General features: G+C 60.7%; 17 protein-coding genes. 4 read left to right on the top strand and 13 right to left on the bottom strand.

What is annotated here, in order from left to right; translation table 11 throughout:
* Positions 1 to 6: 6 nt before the first annotated feature.
* The 3 genes from aceE to argJ form a co-directional block, all read right to left on the bottom strand.
* A complete protein-coding gene (gene aceE, locus OHL11_RS10325) occupies positions 7 to 2,691 on the bottom strand; it encodes a pyruvate dehydrogenase (acetyl-transferring), homodimeric type (RefSeq protein ID WP_263371432.1) in 2,685 nt (894 codons plus the stop codon).
* 165 nt (positions 2,692 to 2,856) lie between these two features.
* A complete protein-coding gene (locus OHL11_RS10320; RefSeq protein WP_263371431.1) occupies positions 2,857 to 4,695 on the bottom strand; it encodes an NHL repeat-containing protein in 1,839 nt (612 codons plus the stop codon).
* 349 nt (positions 4,696 to 5,044) lie between these two features.
* Positions 5,045 to 6,271 carry a bifunctional glutamate N-acetyltransferase/amino-acid acetyltransferase ArgJ gene (gene argJ / locus OHL11_RS10315; RefSeq protein WP_263371430.1) on the bottom strand — a complete coding sequence of 409 codons (1,227 nt, stop codon included), beginning with the start codon at positions 6,269 to 6,271 and terminating at the stop codon, positions 5,045 to 5,047.
* 95 nt (positions 6,272 to 6,366) lie between these two features.
* On the opposite strand from argJ, the gene thiC reads away from it, so the two are divergent.
* Positions 6,367 to 7,836 (top strand): phosphomethylpyrimidine synthase ThiC, encoded by a 1,470-nt coding sequence (gene thiC, locus OHL11_RS10310; RefSeq protein ID WP_263371429.1) that lies wholly within the window; start codon positions 6,367 to 6,369, stop codon positions 7,834 to 7,836.
* Between the two features lie 88 nt (positions 7,837 to 7,924).
* Here the strand turns inward: thiC and OHL11_RS10305 are convergent, their stop codons facing one another.
* Positions 7,925 to 8,920, bottom strand: a complete 996-nt coding sequence (locus OHL11_RS10305) for an aldo/keto reductase (RefSeq protein ID WP_263371428.1) — start codon at positions 8,918 to 8,920, stop codon at positions 7,925 to 7,927.
* Between the two features lie 106 nt (positions 8,921 to 9,026).
* Here OHL11_RS10305 and OHL11_RS10300 point away from each other — a divergent pair, with 106 nt between their 5' ends.
* Together OHL11_RS10300 and OHL11_RS10295 are read left to right on the top strand one after the other, a co-directional pair.
* Positions 9,027 to 9,911, top strand: a complete 885-nt coding sequence (locus OHL11_RS10300) for a LysR family transcriptional regulator (RefSeq protein WP_263371427.1) — start codon at positions 9,027 to 9,029, stop codon at positions 9,909 to 9,911.
* A gap of 187 nt (positions 9,912 to 10,098) precedes the next feature.
* Positions 10,099 to 10,383 carry a DUF427 domain-containing protein gene (locus OHL11_RS10295; RefSeq protein WP_263371426.1) on the top strand — a complete coding sequence of 95 codons (285 nt, stop codon included), beginning with the start codon at positions 10,099 to 10,101 and terminating at the stop codon, positions 10,381 to 10,383.
* Between the two features lie 57 nt (positions 10,384 to 10,440).
* Here the strand turns inward: OHL11_RS10295 and OHL11_RS10290 are convergent, their stop codons facing one another.
* From OHL11_RS10290 to OHL11_RS10250, 9 genes are all read right to left on the bottom strand, one after another.
* Positions 10,441 to 11,406: a hypothetical protein gene (locus OHL11_RS10290; protein ID WP_263371425.1), complete on the bottom strand. Its 966-nt coding sequence runs from the start codon at positions 11,404 to 11,406 to the stop codon at positions 10,441 to 10,443.
* An 81-nt stretch (positions 11,407 to 11,487) separates the two neighbouring features.
* A complete protein-coding gene (locus tag OHL11_RS10285; protein WP_263371424.1) occupies positions 11,488 to 11,934 on the bottom strand; it encodes a DUF4174 domain-containing protein in 447 nt (148 codons plus the stop codon).
* Positions 11,935 to 12,137: 203 nt separating this feature from the next.
* A complete protein-coding gene (locus tag OHL11_RS10280; RefSeq protein ID WP_263371423.1) occupies positions 12,138 to 12,980 on the bottom strand; it encodes a DUF4174 domain-containing protein in 843 nt (280 codons plus the stop codon).
* Between the two features lie 137 nt (positions 12,981 to 13,117).
* Positions 13,118 to 14,137: a zinc-dependent alcohol dehydrogenase family protein gene (locus OHL11_RS10275; protein WP_263371422.1), complete on the bottom strand. Its 1,020-nt coding sequence runs from the start codon at positions 14,135 to 14,137 to the stop codon at positions 13,118 to 13,120.
* An 80-nt stretch (positions 14,138 to 14,217) separates the two neighbouring features.
* Positions 14,218 to 14,709, bottom strand: a complete 492-nt coding sequence (locus OHL11_RS10270) for a YybH family protein (RefSeq protein ID WP_263371421.1) — start codon at positions 14,707 to 14,709, stop codon at positions 14,218 to 14,220.
* Positions 14,710 to 14,809: 100 nt separating this feature from the next.
* Positions 14,810 to 15,832 (bottom strand): ketol-acid reductoisomerase, encoded by a 1,023-nt coding sequence (gene ilvC, locus OHL11_RS10265; RefSeq protein ID WP_263371420.1) that lies wholly within the window; start codon positions 15,830 to 15,832, stop codon positions 14,810 to 14,812.
* A 34-nt stretch (positions 15,833 to 15,866) separates the two neighbouring features.
* Entirely contained in the window at positions 15,867 to 17,042 is a 1,176-nt protein-coding gene (locus OHL11_RS10260; protein ID WP_263371419.1) for an SRPBCC family protein, read from the bottom strand.
* A gap of 12 nt (positions 17,043 to 17,054) precedes the next feature.
* Positions 17,055 to 17,687: an acetolactate synthase small subunit gene (gene ilvN / locus OHL11_RS10255; protein WP_263371418.1), complete on the bottom strand. Its 633-nt coding sequence runs from the start codon at positions 17,685 to 17,687 to the stop codon at positions 17,055 to 17,057.
* A gap of 48 nt (positions 17,688 to 17,735) precedes the next feature.
* Positions 17,736 to 18,227 (bottom strand): hypothetical protein, encoded by a 492-nt coding sequence (locus OHL11_RS10250; protein WP_263371417.1) that lies wholly within the window; start codon positions 18,225 to 18,227, stop codon positions 17,736 to 17,738.
* 105 nt (positions 18,228 to 18,332) lie between these two features.
* Here OHL11_RS10250 and tnpA point away from each other — a divergent pair, with 105 nt between their 5' ends.
* Positions 18,333 to 18,779 carry an IS200/IS605 family transposase gene (gene tnpA, locus OHL11_RS10245; protein ID WP_317890643.1) on the top strand — a complete coding sequence of 149 codons (447 nt, stop codon included), beginning with the start codon at positions 18,333 to 18,335 and terminating at the stop codon, positions 18,777 to 18,779.
* Positions 18,780 to 18,848 lie beyond the last annotated feature (69 nt).

Here is an 18,848-nt window from a genome sequence, read left to right as displayed (position 1 = left end):
AAGCGATTATGCCTTCGCAGCGCCAGCCCACTCGGTGTTCACGCCGAGCTCCGCAAACGCCTTCTCGGCAACCTTCGCCTTCACCGAGCCTTCGCGCACGAGCTTGGAAAGCGTTGCGGCGACGATCGACGGCGCATCCACCTCGAAGTGACGGCGCAGGTGCTCGCGGTTGTCCGAGCGGCCGAAGCCGTCGGTGCCCAGCGTCACGAGACGCTGACCGAGCCACGGCGAAAGACCATCCGGCAGGGACTTCATGTAGTCGCTCGCCGCGATGATCGAACCCTTCGCCTCGGCGAGTGCTTCGACGATATAGGGCTTCTTCTCCGGCTGCGTCGGGTGCAGGCGGTTCCAGCGCTCTACCTCGAGCGCATCGCGACGAAGCTCGGTGTAGCTCGTCACCGACCACACATCGGCGTGCACGTCGTACTTCTCGGCGAGAATCTCCTGCGCCTTCACGACCTCGTTGAGGATCGGGCCAGCGCCGAAGAGCTGGATCGTTGCAGGCTTCGCCGCCGATTTGTACTTGTAGATGCCGCGCAGAATGCCTTCGCGGACCTTGCCATTCGCGTCCTCGGGCATCGCCGGGTTCACGTAGTCCTCGTTGTACATGGTGATGTAGTAGAAGACGTTTTCGTTCTGCTCGTACATGCGCTTGATGCCGTCCTGCACGATGACCGCGAGTTCGTAGACGAACGCAGGATCATATGTCACGCAGGTCGGGATCGTGCCAGCGAGCACATGCGAGTGGCCGTCCTGGTGCTGCAGACCCTCGCCGAGCATCGTCGTACGGCCGGCGGTGCCTCCCATCAGGAAGCCCTTGCCGCGCGAGTCCGCAAACGCCCACGCCATGTCACCGATGCGCTGGAAGCCGAACATCGAGTAGTAGAGGTAGAACGGCACCATCGGGATCTTGTAGTTGGTATACGCCGTGCCGGCAGCGGTGAAGCTGGCCATGGAACCCGCCTCGGTGATGCCTTCCTCGAGGATCTGGCCGTTCTTCTTCTCGTTGTAGCCGAGCAGCATGTCCGCATCGTGCGGCACGTACTTCTGACCTTCCGGCGCATAGATGCCGACGGCCTTCATCACGCTTTCGAAACCGAAGGTACGGCCTTCGTCGGGGATGATCGGCACAATCAGCTTGCCCATCTCGGGGTGCTTCAACATGCCGTTCAGCATGTTCACGAAGCCCATCGTCGTCGAGATCGCACGGCCGTTCGAACCACCGAGCCAGCTCTTGAAGAATTCGAGCTCCGGCGCCTTGAAGTTCACGGCAGGCACTTCGCGCTTCGGCAGATAACCACCGAGTTCCGCGCGACGCTCCTGCAGATACTGGATCGCCGCGTCGTTCGAGTCCGGGCGATAGAAGTCGGCATTCTCCGCTGCCTGTGCGGGCAGGGGAATGTTGAAGCGCTCGACGAAAAGCTTCATATCGCCGTCGCTCAGCTTCTTCTCCGAGTGCGTCGCGTTGCGCGACTGCGCCGAAGGCAGGCCGTAGCCCTTCACCGTGTGTGCCAGGATGACCGTCGGTCCACCGACGTGCTCCATCGCACGCTTGTAGGCGTTGTAGATCTTCTTCGGATCATGTCCGCCGCGGTGCAGGTTCGCAAGCTCCTCGTCGGTCTTGTCTTCCACGAGCTTCAGCAACTCGGGGTACTTGCCGAAGAACTCCTTGCGAAGGTATGAGCCGTCCTTGGCCTTGAAGCGCTGGTAGTCGCCGTCGACGCACTCTTCCATGCGCTTGAGCAGCAGGCCGGTGTGGTCGCGGGCGAAGAGCTCATCCCAATCCGAACCCCACAGGACCTTGATGACGTTCCAGTTCGCGCCGCGGAAGGTCGCTTCGAGTTCATCGATGATGCGCGCATTGCCGCGCACCGGGCCGTCGAGGCGCTGCAGGTTGCAGTTGACGACAAAGATCAGGTTGTCGAGCTTCTCGCGCGAGCCGAGCGAGATAGCGCCGAGCGTGTCGACCTCATCCGTTTCGCCGTCGCCGAGGAAGCCCCAGATCTTGCGGTCGGTCTTTTCGATCAGGCCACGGTTCTCGAGGTAGCGCATGAAGCGCGCCTGATAGATCGCGTTCAGCGGGCCAATACCCATAGACACGGTGGGGAACTGCCAGAAGTCCTGCATCAGCCACGGGTGCGGATACGAGCTGAGGCCCGGGGTGTCGCGCAGTTCGTGGCGGAAGTTCTTCAGGCGGTCTTCTTCGAAGCGGCCTTCGAGGAACGCGCGCGAGTACACGCCCGGCGAAGCGTGGCCCTGGAAGTAGATGAAGTCACCGGGCTGGTCGCCAGCGGCAGTGGTGTATTTGGCGCGGAAGAAGTGATTGAAGCCCACTTCGAGCAACGTGCACTGCGAGGAGTACGTGGAGATGTGTCCGCCAATGCCGGCGTCGTACTTGTTCTGCTTATGCACCATCGCCATGGCGTTCCAGCGGAGCAGGGCCTCGATGCGGCTCTCCTTTTCGCGGTCGCCGGGATAGGCCACTTCGTCGTGCGCGGGAATGGTGTTGACGTAGGGCGTGACCACATCGCCGGGAGCCGGTACGCCTGCTTCGCGAGCTCGCGAACGCAGCGACAACAGAAGCTCAGCGGCCTGTTCCCAATCGTGCGCGACGACCTCGTCAAACGCCTCGATCCATTCCTGTACTTCTGCGGTCAGGTCCTTCTTTACGGCTTCGTCCAGTGCTGCCATGCGGGGTGACTCCAATCTCCGGGGAGGTATGCAATTTCGCTCTACAAGGATAAATGCGCCTTATGACCTCTGACCAGTCGCAGGAACTTTCCCTGTCGAAAAACGAACGGCGCAGCTCGTGGCTGCGCCGTTCGGTCCCCGTTGCAGGAGCTCAACAATGGCTGGTTAGGGACGCGTCGCCAGGCTGCTGGCTGCCGTCGTCCCGAAGGTCGTGGGCAGGCCTGCTGCGATTGGCGTAACTTCAGGAGCGCCGGCTCCGAGCAACATCGTCAAACCATAGGAGCCAGCGGAGTTGGCGACCCATACGTTGCCCGAACCGTCGGTGGCGACGGCTACCGGTGTGGCAAAGTAACTGCTCGAGCTGCTGACACCGCTATATCCCAGTGATCCAGTGACGCCGGTAGGCAGAGCCGTCTCGGAGATCACTGTGCCTGCGGCGCTAAGCTCGGACAGCGTATTGGTGTTGTTGGTGAGCCAGACATTGGCGTCACCATCGAGGTTGATGGCCGTCGGTGCGGAGATGCCACCGCCGGTGTACGGCGTTCCGGTGAAGGTTGCTGTGCTGGTAATGCCGGTGCGTGTGATCTTGACCGCTGCGTTCGAGAAGCTGTCAGAGAACCAGGCATTGCCCGCGCTATCAATGGCTTCTGCGGTCACGGTATAGAGGTTGGAGTTGGTCTTGAAGGTGGAGACGTTCGCGACCGAGGTGTTCCATGTCGTATATCCGTCGCCCGTCAGGCCGACGGTCGTAGTGTTTGCCGCGTTGCCGTAACCTGCACCATCCACCGCCACCGTGATGGGACCGGAGAGGAGGCCGGCAGCGGAGGTCAGGAAGGTGTTTGCCGTGGGGTTATAACGACCGAGCACCGAACCCGCCCACCAGATATTGCCGGCACCGTCGATCGCCATGCCTCCGATACCTGCGGCGGTGGAGTTACTCGTGTTCGTCAATGCCGCTCCAACAGAACTGAACTTACTCAGATAAGTTCCTGTAGCAGCGCCAAGGAGTGTGGTCTGCGAACCTACCCAGACGTTGCCCGACTTATCAATCGCAAGATGGCGGTTGGTCTGCATTCCATTGCCCGTGAAAGGTGATCCGGTGAGGGAGCTGCCTTGAGGAGTTACAGCGTAGAGCGAACTTGCTGTTACCGCCCACGTGTTACCGCTGGCGTCGACCGCAAGATCAAGCGCTGCAGGAACGTTTGAGTACTTCACGCCGATCGTGTAATCGTTCGGGACCACGGTCAACGCGCCGGAGAACGGTGCGGTGGCCGGGATAAGGTTGAAGAGCTTCGTCTGGTTCACGCCCGGATGATGAGCGATGTTGATTGCAGCGGTAGCCGTATCCGTGGGGACCGTGCCGCCGGTGGTGCCGGTGGACGTCGCCGTCGAAAACAGCGTGGCGCAGTTCGTGGAAGCCACCGTCGAAGTGTTGATGCAGGCCGCCAGGATGTTAGCCAGCGTGTAGATCATCGGAGCGGGAACAACGCTGCTCGTCGTCGAGGCTGCCGTGGTGTAAGGCAGGCCTGTACCAATGTTCATCAGGTTCGCCACGTTCGCGATCGCGTTGGCTACACCCTTTTGAGCAAGCGTAGAGCCTGAGGACGAGATATGCGTCGCATCGGTGGCGTAACCCGCGAGAGCGTATGCCGTAAGAACGGTGGATACCTCATTCACGTAGAGGAAAGGCACCTGCGAGGCGAAACTGCCGCTGCTGGGGCACACGCCCAGCGCACCGAGCAGGCCGATGCCCGTGTTGGTGTTCACCGAGTCAGAGCTTCCGCCCACGATGTACACGTACACCGAGCTGCCTGAGGTGCAGGAATACAGGTTCGTAAGTGTGAAGTAACCGTCAGGGCCGGAAGTAACATAGTTGTTACTTCCATTTGTAAGAACGGAGACCGACGCACCGCCAGCGCCGCTGGTTCCTACCTGGTAGACGTAGACTTTTGCGCCGGTAACGGGCTGTTGGCCACCAAAGACGGTGCCGCGGATGCCTTCCATAGATACAGCATGGCTATCAGTGCTGGTGGAAGGATCGAAGGAGGAGGAGCAGCCAGTCAGCGTGGCCGCAGCCAAGAGCAAGGACAGGGACAGGCAAGTAAAACGCAACGGGAACGCCATAAGTCACCCTTTCGTTCGGGAATTGAGTTACCGAACTTCAGTTGTGGGCAAGCGTAGCAGTTACCTATGGCGTGGTTAGTAACACGAAGGTGGTGATATCACCGAACGGTTGGTTCAAAACCGCTGTTTTTTGATTCCCCGCGATGGAGTTACATTCTTCGTGTAACTAGACAAACAAAAAAGGCACTACGTTTCCCGTAGTGCCTCATCGGATTTCCGCTGAGAATCTTTAAGTCGAGTAATCCGCGTTGATAGAAACGTATTCGTGCGTCAGGTCACAGGTGAGGAAGTGAGTTGCTGCGTCGCCCGCGCCAAGATCGATTGCGATGGTGAAATTACGGGCGCTCATGACCTCGTGGCAAGCAGCCTCGTCATAGCTGACTGCCCGCGTTCCACGGTCAAATACCAGCAATCCCCCAATGAAAATGGTGACTTGGGAAGCATCGAAGGGCACGCCTGCCTTACCCGCGCCAGAGAGCAAGCGCCCCCAGTTCGGGTCGGCCGAGCTCCAGGCGGTCTTGCAGAGCGGCGAGTTGGCGATGGATTTAGCGATGACGCGAGCGTCTTCCTTGGTTGCCGCACCGGAAATCTCAAGGCGAACGACGTGGGTAACACCCTCGCCGTCGTCGACAATCTGATAAGCCAGCGATTGGGTAACTTCTGTAAGTGCTGCTGTGAATTGAGTTAGCGCATTGCCCGAAGCACTTACCCCAGACTTACCGCTGGCAAGCAATAGGACGGTGTCGTTCGTCGACGTATCTCCGTCGATGGAGATCGCGTTGAAGCTGTCATCCACGGCGGCTTCAAGCAGCGGCTGCAGCTGATCGACGTCTATCTCTACGTCGGTGAAGAGATAGACGAGCATCGTGGCATGCGGTGGTCCAAGCTGCGGGCCGATCATACCGGCTCCCTTGGAGCATCCCCACAACGTCACCACCTTACCGTCGACCGAGAAGCTGGCGCTGGCGGTCTTGCGCTTCGTGTCGGTGGTCATGATCGCGGTGGCGAAGGCATCGGCGTGCTCGATCGTGCTGCCGAGTGCAGCTTTCGCGGGTTCGATGGCGTCCAGCAGCTTTTCGACCGGCAGCGGCACACCGATGATTCCGGTGGAGGACGGGATCACCTCATCAAAAACGCAGCCGAAGGCGTCGCCGACTGCGGCGCAGGACTTTTGCGCGACTTCGAGGCCCTGCTCGCCGGTGCAGCAGTTGGCGTTGCCCGCGTTGACCAGCACGGCGCGGACCTTGTGGCCGGTGGCGGCAAGATGCTTCTTGCCAAGCTGAACGGGCGCGGCGGTCACCTGATTCTTCGTAAACATTGCGGCTGCAACGGCGGGTTCATCGGCCACGGCCAGGGCGACGTCGGGCTTGCCCGAGGCCTTGATACCAGCGGTCACAGACGCCCAGCGGAAACCGAGCGGAAGTTGTGCGGGAGAAGTTGTGCTCACAGTGAGCATTGTAGCGAGCCGAGTCCTGCACCGCGCGCGGCGATATACTAAGCCGATAACAGCGAACGCGACGAGGGCGCGAGTCTGTGGAGGGTTCTAAGCGAATGAGCACAAACGGCAATGGGCATCAGCACGTGCACGGCAACGACTACGTCGTTCCGCAGCCGCGCAAGGAATGGATCGTCAACCGCAAGGCTGAGGCCGCGCGTACCGGCGACTGGAACATGAGCCAGATGCACTTTGCGCGCCTCGGCAAGATCACCGAGGAAATGGCCTACGTCGCGCACAAGGAAAAGCTGGAAGCCGAATTTATCCGCGCGGAAATCGCCAAGGGAACGATGATCATCCCGGCGAACATCAACCATCCTGAACTGGAGCCGATGGCGATCGGCGTTGGTTCGCTGTGCAAGATCAACGCGAACATTGGCAACTCGGCGCTGTCGTCGAACGTGGACGAAGAACTGCGCAAACTGCACACGGCTGTTCACTACGGCGCGGACACCGTCATGGATCTCTCCACCGGCGGCGACATCCCGATGATTCGCGAGGCGATTCTGCGGCACTCGCCGGTGCCGATCGGCACGGTGCCGCTGTACGAGGCGCTGTCGCGCGTGAAGCGCGTTGAAGACCTCAACATCGATCTCTATCTCGAAGTCATCGAAGAGCAGGCGCAGCAGGGCGTGGACTACTTCACGATCCATGCTGGCGTGCTGATCCAGTACGTACCGATGGTCTCCAAGCGCATCACGGGTATCGTGAGCCGCGGCGGCGCGATCCTCGCGCAGTGGATGACCTCGAACCACAAGCAGAACTTCCTGTACGAGAACTTCGACCGCATTACGAAGATCCTCGCCAAGTACGACGTGTCGTACTCGCTCGGCGACGGCCTGCGCCCCGGCTGCGTGGCCGATGCTTCGGACGAAGCGCAGTTTGCAGAGCTGAAGACGCTCGGCGAGCTCACCCGTCAGGCCTGGAAGGACGACGTGCAGGTGATGATCGAAGGCCCCGGCCACGTGCCGATGGACAAGATCAAGGAGCAGGTCGACAAGGAAGTCGAGCTTTGCGACGGTGCACCTTTCTATGTTCTTGGACCTTTGGTCACGGACATCGCTCCGGGCTACGACCACATCACCTCGGCGATCGGCGCGGCGATGATCGGCTGGCACGGCGCGGCGATGCTCTGCTACGTGACGCCGAAGGAGCACCTAGGCCTGCCGAACGAGAAGGACGTGAAGGACGGCATCATCGCGTACAAGATCGCTGCGCACGCGGCGGATATTGCACGCCACCGTCCCGGCGCTCGTGATCGTGACGACGCGATCTCGCACGCGCGCTACACCTTCGATTGGGACGCGCAGTTCGCGCTGTCGCTCGACCCGGAAACGGCGAAGGGCATGCACGACGAAACGCTGCCGGACGATTACTACAAGGAAGCAGCGTTCTGCTCGATGTGCGGACCGAAGTTCTGCTCGATGAACTGGTCCTCGAAGGTCGACAAGTACAACGAGGAAGTGCACGGTTTGAAGAAGCCGGAGCTCACGCAGATCATGAACGCTCAGTTGGCCGCTCGCTAACTGCAGCTCAAGAAAAGCAAGAAGGCCGCTCAATCTGAGCGGCCTTCTTGCTTTTAGTTTCACCCTTCGCTTGCGCTGGGAGGAGTCGTTAGCGGCCGACGAGCTTGTTGAGGTGCTCCGGGTAGCGGTCGCCTTCAGGGGTGATGGTCGAGAGGCCAGCGTTGATCTCGCGGAGGTCCTGCTCTGTGAGCGTGACGTTCACGGCTCCGAGGTTTTCCTCGAGGCGCGAGAGCTTCGTCGTTCCGGGAATCGGCGCGATCCACGGCTTCTGTGCGAGCAGCCATGCGAGGGCGATCTGTGCAGGCGTGGCTTGCTTGTCGGCGGCGATGCGCTTGAGCAGATCGACGAAGGCCTGGTTGGCCGCCAGCGCCTCCGGCGTGAAGCGCGGGAGCTGGCTGCGGAAGTCGTTCGAGGCGAACTCCGAGCTCGAGCTCATCGCTCCGGTGAGGAAACCCTTGCCGAGCGGGCTGTACGGCACAAGGCCGATGCCGAGCTCTTCGAGCGTCGGAATGATCTCTTCCTCGGGCTTGCGCCACCACAGCGAATATTCGCTCTGCAGTGCGGCGACGGGCTGCACTGCGTGCGCGCGGCGGATGGTCTGCGCGCCTGCTTCGGAGAGTCCGAAGTGCTTCACTTTGCCTTCTGCGATCAGGTCCTTCACCGCGCCGGCGGTCTCTTCGATCGGTACGTCGGGATCGACGCGATGCTGGTAGAAGAGGTCGATTGCGTCGATGTTCAGACGCTTCAGCGAGGCCTCGGCGACCTGCTTGATATGCTCAGGGCGCGAGTTCAGGCCCTGCCAGCCAGGCGATCCGTCAGCGTTCAGGTTGAAGCCGAACTTCGTGGCGATGACGACCTTATCGCGGATAGGCGAGAGCGCCTTGCCGACGAGCACTTCGTTGGTGAACGGACCGTAGACTTCGGCGGTGTCGAAGAAGGTGACGCCGAGGTCGACGGCCTTGTGCATCAGGGAGATCATCTCCTGCTCGTCGTGAGCGGTGCCGTAGCTGAAACTCATGCCCATGCAGCCGAGGCCGAGGGCGGAAACCTGCAGATTGCTGCTGCCAAGTGTGCGGATTTGCATTGGGAAACTCCTTGCCGTTGGTGCGGCTGAGTTCAGCATAGGCCGCGGAAGTCATGAGCGGTAGTGGGTCGTAAATGGATGGAGCCATGAGATATATTCATGAATCATGAGGAATGATTTAGGCGATCTCTCAGCGTTTGCGGTGGTGGCGGAGGAACGCAGCTTCACGCGGGCGGCGGCCCGGCTCGGCGTATCGCAGTCGGCGCTGAGCCACTCCATGCGCGGGCTTGAGAAACGGTTGGGGCTACAGTTGCTGGCGCGCACGACGCGCAGCGTATCGCCCACAGCAGCGGGTGCTGCGTTACTCAAGGACCTGCTGCCATCGCTGGAGCGGATCGAGCGTTCGCTCGGTGAGGTGCGTCAGCAGCGCGAGCGTCCGGCGGGGAAGATTCGGCTGGCGTTGTCGCGCACGGCGGCGCATCTGGTGCTGTTGCCGAAGTTAGAGCGCTTCGTGCAGGAGTATCCCGAGATCGTGCTGGAGACCACCTCGGTGAACGATCCGGTGGACCTGGTGGCCGGAGAGTTTGACGCGGGCATCCAGATCGGCGAGTTCATTCAGCGGGAGATGATCGCCGTGCGAGTGAGCGCCGATATGCGGCTGGCGGCATTCGCGTCGCCGGAGTACTTCGCACAGCACAAGCCGCCGCGCTCGCCTCGCGACCTGCGAGAGCATAGCTGCATTGCGTTTCGGTTTCGTAGCGGCGTCTATCGGTGGGAGTTTGAGCGAGGCAAGCGCGCGATGACCTTCGCGCCGCAGGGGCCGCTCAGCGCCGATGATCCGGAGATGGTGGTGCAGGCGGCTTTGCGCGGGGTGGGCATCGGAATGGCGATGGAGCCGATGGTGACGCCGCTGATCGCGGAGGGCAAGCTTGTGCAGGTTTTGCGAGAGTGGTGCCCGGTATTTCCGGGGTTCTTTCTCTACTATCCGAGTCGGCGAAATCAGCCTGCGGCGCTCGCGGCGTTGGTTGCGGCACTACGGCTTTCGGAGTGACGAACGCTCATATCTTGCTATGGGGAAGCGGAGAACCGAGGAGGGGACTTTCCAAAATCGGGAGCGACGTGTTACGATGGTTTACGGGCCGGTTTGCAACCGACGACGCTAGAGTGACTTAGCGACGATCTTTTGACGGACGCACCGGGTGACACCCGCTTATTCTCTTTGAGATTGGAAGGCGGACATGGCAAAGGCAGTATGGAACGGTCAAACTCTTGCGGAGAGCGAGAAGATTCAAACGGTTGACGGTACTGTGTATTTCCCGGAAGAGACTGTAAACAGGGCTTTTCTGCGCACCAGCTCCACGAGTTCGAGCTGCCCGAACAAGGGACGCGCTCGCTATTACACCGTTCTGGTAGACGGTCAGGAAAATCCCGACGCGGCCTGGTACTACCCCGATCCGAAGCCCGCAGCGCGTGGCGTGAAGCATCATGTGGCGTTCTGGCGTGGTGTGGAAGTAACCGCGTAAGCGATTGATTTTAAAGAGGAAAGGCCTCCGAGTGAACGGAGGCCTTTTTGCGTCACTTTAGGGGTGTTTTTCGTCGTTTGAGGGCACTTTTTGGTCGATTTGAGCGCCATCGACTTCGACGATGCGAGCTCCCGTATGCGTCATCGCGAAATTGCGGTTTGTCGTCGAGAGGACGATCTGGCGATTGAAGAAGTGGAAGATCTTGATGCGGAACTCCGTGCCGAAGGTTTCGGGGAACCAGACGGCCTTGGGATCGGTCGCTGAGGGTTGCGGCGCGTAGGTGATGGTGAAGCCGAGGCCGGGGATATCGATGCCCATGATGCCGCGGATAGCGAAGGGCAGTTTGCGGGAAAGTTCGGTGCGCAGGACGACGGGTTGGAAGGCGGTGGCGTCGATCCAGGCATCGCCCTTCCAGCCGTAGTCTTCTTTGTCGGCGGGTTCGAAGGTGAGGTGGAAGGTGTCGTGGCCGTTGCGCTGCTCGCGACCGATGAGGCGGAAGCGGAGCTGCTTTTGCTGTTTGGAGGCGAGGGGGAAGAGCTCAGGCGTGATGCCGTCCTTGGACTCTTTCTTGCCGGTGAAGTTGTCGCGCATGTTTTCGACGAGGCTGCGGTCGGTGTCGGTATCTTCGTCGGCCTTTTTCATGGCCTCGCGAGCGCCGCGCAGGCTCTCGTCGTCCTTGCCGTCGTCCTTCGGGGGCTCGATGCCTGCGGGGCCTTTGAGTGAGTCGTAGGAGATGTACTTGCCCTTGTAGAGGACGCGGCCGTTGAGCGCGAGGAGTTGGCGGTCGCTGCCTTTTGTGCCGGGAGTGATGCGGTAGTCGGTGATCTCTTCGCAGCGGACGGACTTGCCTTTGAGCGAGCGGGCGAGCGTGTGCTGGGTGTAGACGAAGTGGGTGCGCGCGGTCTGCGCAGCGTCCTGGTTGACCGCGACGCGATGCATGATCTCGTCAGCGGTGAGCGAGCTTTGGGCCGAGGCGGTGAGCGCGAAGAGGCACAGGATGGGCGCGAGCGTACGGGCGAGCATGACCCTTTGTACGCGCGTGCGGCGTGATTTGTTCCGCTATCTTTTGAGGGGAGTGCTTGAAGGTCGGTCGGAGCGAAGGCGTTAGCGTTGCTGCTTCATCTCGTCCTGGCGCATGGGCATGGAGTCGATGGTGGCGTTGAGTTCGCTCATGCTGAAAGGCTTGTGAGCGCGGAGCTTTTCGCCGCCGTCTTTGCCGATGAGGATGGCGGTGAATTCGGTCGGGGCGACGTGATAGCGGCGACGGACTGCGTCGGCATCGGCTGTGGTCAGCGTTGCGGGCGTGGGTGAGGGCGCGTTATAAGGCAGGGCGATCGGCACGAGGTCGCGCGTGGACGCGTCGGCTGCATGCTCGTTCAAGGTACGGAGTTGAATCTGCAACTGCGGATCATCCGGGGTTGGAGCGAAGACGAGCAGCACGCGTTGATGATCGCGCAGGTTGTGCAGGCTGGTGATGCCTGTGGACTGGGCGTGCACTGTAAGCGATGACAGCGCGGCAGCGATGAATGTGGCGATGCTTGCAGTCTTCATGCGGAGTTGGATGCGCAAGCGAACGCGCAGAAAGCCTGATCGCTGTGAAGGTAAGTTCGAAGCATCAAGAATGTCTGCGCAAATATCGATGTTGTCGAGGCACTGCTTCTACTGCCTGACTCTGCTTCTACTGCTCGGCGTTGCCTCTACTGCCCGGCGTTGCCTCTACTGCTCGGCGTTGCCTCTACTGCTTGGCGTTGCTTCTATTGCTTATCGTGCAGTGAGTGGACGACGCCTGCGTCTTCATCGATCACGTCGATCTGATCATCGAGGTCAGAGGCCGAAACCGGGACGAGCCAGCGCGTGCGCTCGATGCCATCTTCGTCGAGGAGCACGATGGCGAACTGGTTGGGCTTGATGCCGAACTTGTCGCGTGCGGAGGCGAGGTCTGCGGGTGTGCCGGGGCGGATGAATTCACCGTTGAAGATGTAGGTGTTGGAGTCTTTGCCGAGGATGGGCACGAGCACGGTATTGCGGTGGGTGAGTTCGAGTTGATGGCGCTCGAGCATCGCGACTTCCGTTTGCATGTCAGGAGCTTCAAGCGAAGGCGCGAAGAGGAGCAGCACTCGTGCGTTGCCGCGAAGCTGCTGGATCGGGTTCGCGGAGTAGGGCGCGGGAGCCACGGGGGCGTCCGCTGCTGATGCGGCCACGGGGCGCGATGCTGTGGGGCGCGGCGGCAGGTGGTTTGCGGCGACGATGGTGGCAACGGGCCTGTGCGATGGTGCGGGCTTCGCCGTCGATGCTGAATTCGTCGGCGCTGCCTTCGTCGTCGGTGCTGTCTTCGTCGTGGCTGCAACGGCACGTGTGGACCTGGCTGGCAGCACGATCGGATGCACGGTAGAGTCGGCGGCGGGCGCTGTTGCGAGGGCCTTTGTGGGCGCGGATGCGGCAGGCATCGCTTCAGGATCGTCTTCGTAGACGAGGCAGCGACGTGCGGGTACGAGCTTCTTACCAGCGTGTGAATCTGCTGCGGTCTTCGTCGCAGTTTGCGCGAGTGTGGGCGCAGCCAGAGTGCAGGCGACGAGAGCAAGAGTGAGGCGACGCATGAACAGTCCTCCAAGACCAGCAGGTAGGACAAGCGGTGCACGACGAGTCGGCGCACAGCGCGATTGTCCTGCAAGTTCAGACTACACTTTGCGGGAAAAGTCGCGGCTGTGCGCCGTTGGTGGTGATGCGGTCGAGGTTAGGCGAGCGAGAGTACGATCTTGCCGAAGTGCGCGCCGTGCTGCATTTGCTCGAAGGCGGCGCGGTACTCATCGATGGTGAAGACGCGGTCAAAGACGGGGCGGATGTTGTTCTGCGCAAAGGCCGCGAGCATGCGTTCGAACATGCCGCGCGAGCCGACGTAGACGCCGTTGATGCGGATGGAGCGGCCGAGGATCGGTGTGGGGTCGATGGTGGCGCCCTTGCCGGTGAGCACACCGATGAGGTGGATCTGTCCGGCGACGCGGACGGCCTTCAACGAGCGCTGCAGCGTGCCTGCGCCACCGACTTCGATGACGTGATCGACACCGATGCCGTGCGTGAGGCGGATGACTTCGTTTTCCCAGTCGGGGGTGGTGCGGTAGTTGATGAGTTCATCGGCGCCGAGTGCTTTGGCGCGTGCGAGCTTGTCATCGGATGAGCTGGTGACGATGACGCGAGCGCCGTGGGCTTTGGCGATCTGCAGCGCGAAGATGCTGACGCCGCCGGTGCCGAGCACGAGGACGGTTTCACCGGCGCGGAGCTGGCCTTTCTCGACGAGCGCGTTCCATGCGGTGAGAGCGGCGCAGGGCAGCGTTGCGGCTTCGTCCCACGAGAGTGTGTTGGGGATGCGGATGAGGCCGCTGGCGGGCATCACGCGCTCGGTGGCGAAGACTCCATCGATGGGGCCGCCGAGCGCGGACTTGCCGGTGGCTGCGTTGATCTGGCCTTCCTCCCACTGCTGGAAGAAGAGCGAGGCGACGCGGTCGCCGGGCTTCAGCGACGTGACGGCGTGGCCGACGGCGACGACTTCGCCTGCGGCGTCGGAGCCGGGGATGCGGGGCATGGCGAGCTTGGGGTTGTAGTCGCCGAGCACGACCATGAGGTCGCGATAATTCAGCGATGCTGCGTGGAAGCGCACGTGTACGTCCAGCGGACCGAGTGCAGGGAGTGTGATTTCTTCGAGTGTGAGATTGTCGAGGCCGAATGCGTGAAGACGTAGTGCGCGTGCAGTGCTCATAGTGTGTTCGATGCGTCGCGTGTTGTGTGCGACGCGGAACATATTAGCCTGATGCGCGTGTCTTTCGATAGAGCCACCGATTACTTTGCGGGAGCGTCATTGTTGTACGTGTCGGCGATGCACTTCCACGAGCCGTCGGGCTGCTTGTGCCAGACCTCGAGGAGCTTGCCGGTGATCTGCGTCTTCTTGTCGGGAAGCATGGCGGTCCACTTGCCGGTGAGGTAGGCAAGGTCGCCGGAGCGCGCGACTTCGATGCGCGTGATCTCCCAGGAGAGCGAAGACAGCGCGGCGAAGGTCTTGGTCCACGAGTCGCGGATGGCGTCAGGCGTGGTGGCGACGGCTTCGTCGGGGGCGAGCAGCATGGCGTCGTCGGTGTAGGGCGCCATCGTTGCGTCGATGTTGTGTTCGCTGGCGGCGATGGACCACTTGGCATCCGCGGTACGGATGAGCTGCTCGTCCTTGATGCGCGTGTCGGCGGTGTTGGTGTAGTTGCAGCCAGCGAGCGGGAGCGCGAGAGACATGCAGCCAGCGAGTAGAGCGCGGCGAAGAGTGGTGAGAGTTTGCTGCGGCATGTGTGTGTGCTCCTGGATAACGCTAGCGCCATCATAGGCTATGCGCGAGGCCAGCAAAAGGCCCGGCGATATGCCGGGCCTTTGCGATGTTGCGAGTGGGTTACGCCTTGACGACGGTGCCGTTCTCGACCTTGAGCGGATCGAGGAAGGGCATGGCTGCGCGGAGTGCGCCGCCGACCTTTTCGATCGGGTGCGATGCTTCAGCCTTGCGGTAAGCATCGAGCTCCTTGCGGCCGGTCTTGTTCTCGTTGATGAACTTCTCGGCGAACTTGCCGCTCTGAATGTTGGCGAGCAGCTCCTTCATCTTGTTCTTCGTCTCGGGCGTGACGATGTATGCCTGCGCTTCATAGCCGCCCCACTCAGCGGTGTCGGAGACCGAGTAGTTCATGTACTCGAGGCCGCCGCGGTACATGAGGTCGACGATAAGCTTGAGCTCGTGCAGTACTTCGAAGTACGCGAGCTCGGGCTGGTAGCCAGCCTCGGTCAGCACCTCAAAGCCGCACTTGACGAGCGCTGCAGCGCCGCCGCAGAGCACAGCCTGCTCGCCGAAGAGGTCGGTCTCGGTCTCTTCGGTGAAGGTGGTTTCCAGCACGCCTGCACGGGTGCAGCCGATGCCCTTGGCGTAGGAGAGAGCGAGTGCGAGCGCGTTGCCCGAAGCATCCTGCTCCACGGCGACGAGGCCCGGGACGCCGCCGCCTTCGGTGAAGACTTCGCGTACGCGGTGGCCGGGCGACTTCGGCGCCACGAGCGAAACGTCCACGTCTGCCGGCGGGTTGATGGTGCGGAAGCGGATGTTGAAGCCGTGCGCGAACATCAGCGTGTTGCCAGCCTTCAGGCCGGGCGCGATCTCTTCGTAGACGGCCGCAGCGGTCTGGTCGGGAACGAGGACCATGATTACGTCAGCCCACTCGGCTGCGTCTTTTACGCTGACCACTTCGAGGCCGACGAGCTCAGCCTTCTTGGCCGAAGCAGAGCCGGGGCGGAGGCCGATCTTGACGTCAACGCCGGAGTCCTTGAGGTTGAGCGCGTGTGCGTGGCCCTGCGAGCCGTAACCGATGACGGCAACCTTCTTGCCCTGGATGAGTGCGAGGTCTGCGTCGTTGTCGTGGTAAGTCTTTGCCATGATTTTCTCTTTCTACAAGTGGTTGATTTTGATTTTATCGAGTCGAAGGGCGAGTGGGAAACCCGACATTCGCTTCCGAAGATTTCGATTCGCAACGATTACGAATCACGTGAAGAATGTTCGACTGCATGTCATGCATCACGGCATCTGACCAAAGCGCAGCGTACGCGTTGAAGTCGGTAGAGAGTCTTTCGCGGCTGCTGAGATGAAGCATCACCTCGCCGTTCGGCAAGGGGTGAAGATCATATTCGCCGGTGAGGACGTCGAAGAAACGCCCTCCGACTGTGACATGCTCATCGAGTGTTGTGCTTGGAATAGCCGATGTATCCGCCTGAATGGTGAATACGATCCGTTCGTTAGGAACCCATTCCGTGATGGTTTCGGTGAAGTTCAATCCGCGCTCAAAGCTGGCGTTTCGTACGCCACCCACGCCCTCGTGCGATAGGGTGGCTTCAACGGGACGAGGAAAGCCGATGGTGTTAGCCCAAGAGCGTCGAAGCTCTGAAGGAGAGATAGCTGGAACACGTTCAATGTTCTTCCAGACTGTTGCAACAGGCGCATGAATGATAATCGAAGTGTCTACTGTTCGAGTTTGAAGCGGTTGGTGAACGTAGGTTTCTACAACTGCAAGCAAGAGAGGCAACGCGGCCGCGCAATACAGTGTTCGATTCTTGATGCGCTTCTGCGAGCGCTCATGGAACACTCCAGCCGCGATACCACCAAGCGATGACGAAAAGAGAGCAGGCGGCAGGATGAAGATGACGCAGATGGTGCCTTCCCATGCAAAGCTGATTGCGAGAAGAATATTGAGCCCGATTGGAATCCAAGGCGCAAGGATCCAAAACCGAAACGGCCATGCGGCTTCTTTATTTGATTTGGATACGGTGATGAAGCCAGCGATAAACGGGCCTAAGAACAGAAAAGACAAGCTCATCAGAATTGGGCCACCGTCTTGCTGCCAAACAAATGGTGGTGCAAGACTGATGAGTCTGAAGAAGAGTAGATAGAACGCTGCTAGACCCAACGCGACGTGTGTACCGCGTGCCCAGGGAGCGGTACGCTGCTGCTCGGATTGCGGCTTATCTGTTGCAATCATGTTGGCTAGTCGAGCAGCTTCTGCCTTACGTGCACGCACACCCGCTACGTAGACGACAGCGATGCCGAACAACGTGACGGTGAGTGTGAACGCGCGAAAGTACAGATGTTCCATATTGATCGATCCCTACTCGTCGAATTGGTTCGGAAGCATGTCGTCGAGCGGGAGCGCGTCGGGATCGACATCGTGATCGACGGCAGGGAACTCGGCGGGGGAGAGGTCTTTGCGCAGGCCGAGCGCCTTGAAGACGCGGCCGCCGTGGTGTCCACGACGCATGGCCATGCGGCCCGTACGCGAGACTTCGAGGACTTCGTAGGAGCTTTCGCGCAGCACCTGCAGCAGGCCCTCGATCTTCGAGGCCGAGCCGGTCATCTCGAGCATGATGCTCTCGGGCGCGAGATCGACGACGCGCGCGCGGAAGACGGTGGCGAGCTCGAAGATCTGTGAGCGCGAGTGAACGCCGTGCGGTGTGCGTGGGCCGGCAGCGACCTTGATGAGGCAGAGTTCGCGCACGACGGCGGCGGAGCGATCGACCTCATCCACGTGGATGGTGTTCTCAAGCTTGTAGAGCGAGGCCTTGATGCGGTGTGCGGCCTGCTCCGGTGCTTCGCAGACGATGGTCATGCGCGAGGCGTCGTTGCGCTCGCTCTCACCAACTGTGAGCGAGACGATGTTGATGTTGAGGCGGCGGAAGAGGGAAGCGACGCGCGTCAGCACGCCGGGCTTGTCGTCTACGAGTGCGATGAATGTGTGCAGCATAAGTGCGAGGGTCCAGGTTCCAGGGTTCAGGGTCCAGAAGGCGGACGGTTAGTGTTGAGTGTTTGGGTCCCAGAGGTGTGTTTCTTTTCCGTTGGAGATGACGACACCGTCGTCACGGTCTTTATGCGTGAAGCCGCCGAAGGTGTAGTCGGCGGCGCCGTGATAGCTTGCGCCGCAGGGATACTTTCCGTTGGTGTACTTCTCGCTGGCGCACTTGGCGCCGCGATAGATGTGCATCCACACGATGGGGTCGCGCTTGTCGACGAAGGCTTGCGGGATGCCGATGCTGTCAAAGGTGTGTGCCTTCGCAGCGTCGTGTAGTTCCCAAAGCAGTGCGGCGAGTTGTGTGTCGGTCACGTCTTCATCGACGACGAGTGTGAGCGAGTCATCGGTCTTGTGGAAGAGCTTCACGTAGGGTGGCGTGATGTTGGGGCGCGCAGGGTATTGCGATGCCGACGCGGTAGGCGAAGGTTTCGGCGCGGGAGATTTGCAGCCCGAAGCTGTGAAGCAGAGCGAAGCGGTGAAGGTTAGGATCGCCATGGGGTTGAGCGCCGAAGACGCGACCCTATACCAGCGAGGGGCAACGCCCCTTGAACGCGAGGTGGGAAATGTGTAGGGCTGAAGGCCCGCCCTATAATTTCCGCTGTGCCGCGATCGCTTGCCCTTGTTGTGATTCATGTGATCTTCAGCACCAAAGATCGAACGCCAATCTTGAATGACAAGGTTCGCCCTGACCTCTTTGCGTATCTCGCTACGGTCGCACGGAATGCAGGCTGCGAGTGCTACCGCGTCGGAGGCGTTGCGGACCACGTTCATCTTGCGATTCGACTTTTGAAACAACAGACGATTGCAAAGTTGGTCGAGCAATTGAAAACCTCCTCGTCGCGATGGTTGAAGACGCAGGGGATTCCGCGTTTCACGTGGCAGATTGGTTATGGTGCGTTCTCGGTTGGCCCGGCGGATGTTGACGCGTTGTTGCGATACATCGATCGGCAGGAAGAGCATCACCGCGCGCAAACATTTCGCGACGAGTTCAGCGCGTTCTTGCGGAAGTACGGATTGGATGCGACCGATGAGCATTTGTGGGATTAGTTAGGTCGGGCTTTCAGCCCGCGGGTTTCTGGTGGGTAGGTACAAGGGGCTTAGCCCCTCGCTGGTATG

The organism is Granulicella cerasi, from assembly GCF_025685575.1.
Classification (GTDB): Bacteria; Acidobacteriota; Terriglobia; order Terriglobales; family Acidobacteriaceae; genus Granulicella; species Granulicella cerasi.
The sequence above is the reverse complement of the archived record's forward strand: the minus strand, read 5'-3'. Positions and strand labels throughout refer to the sequence as shown.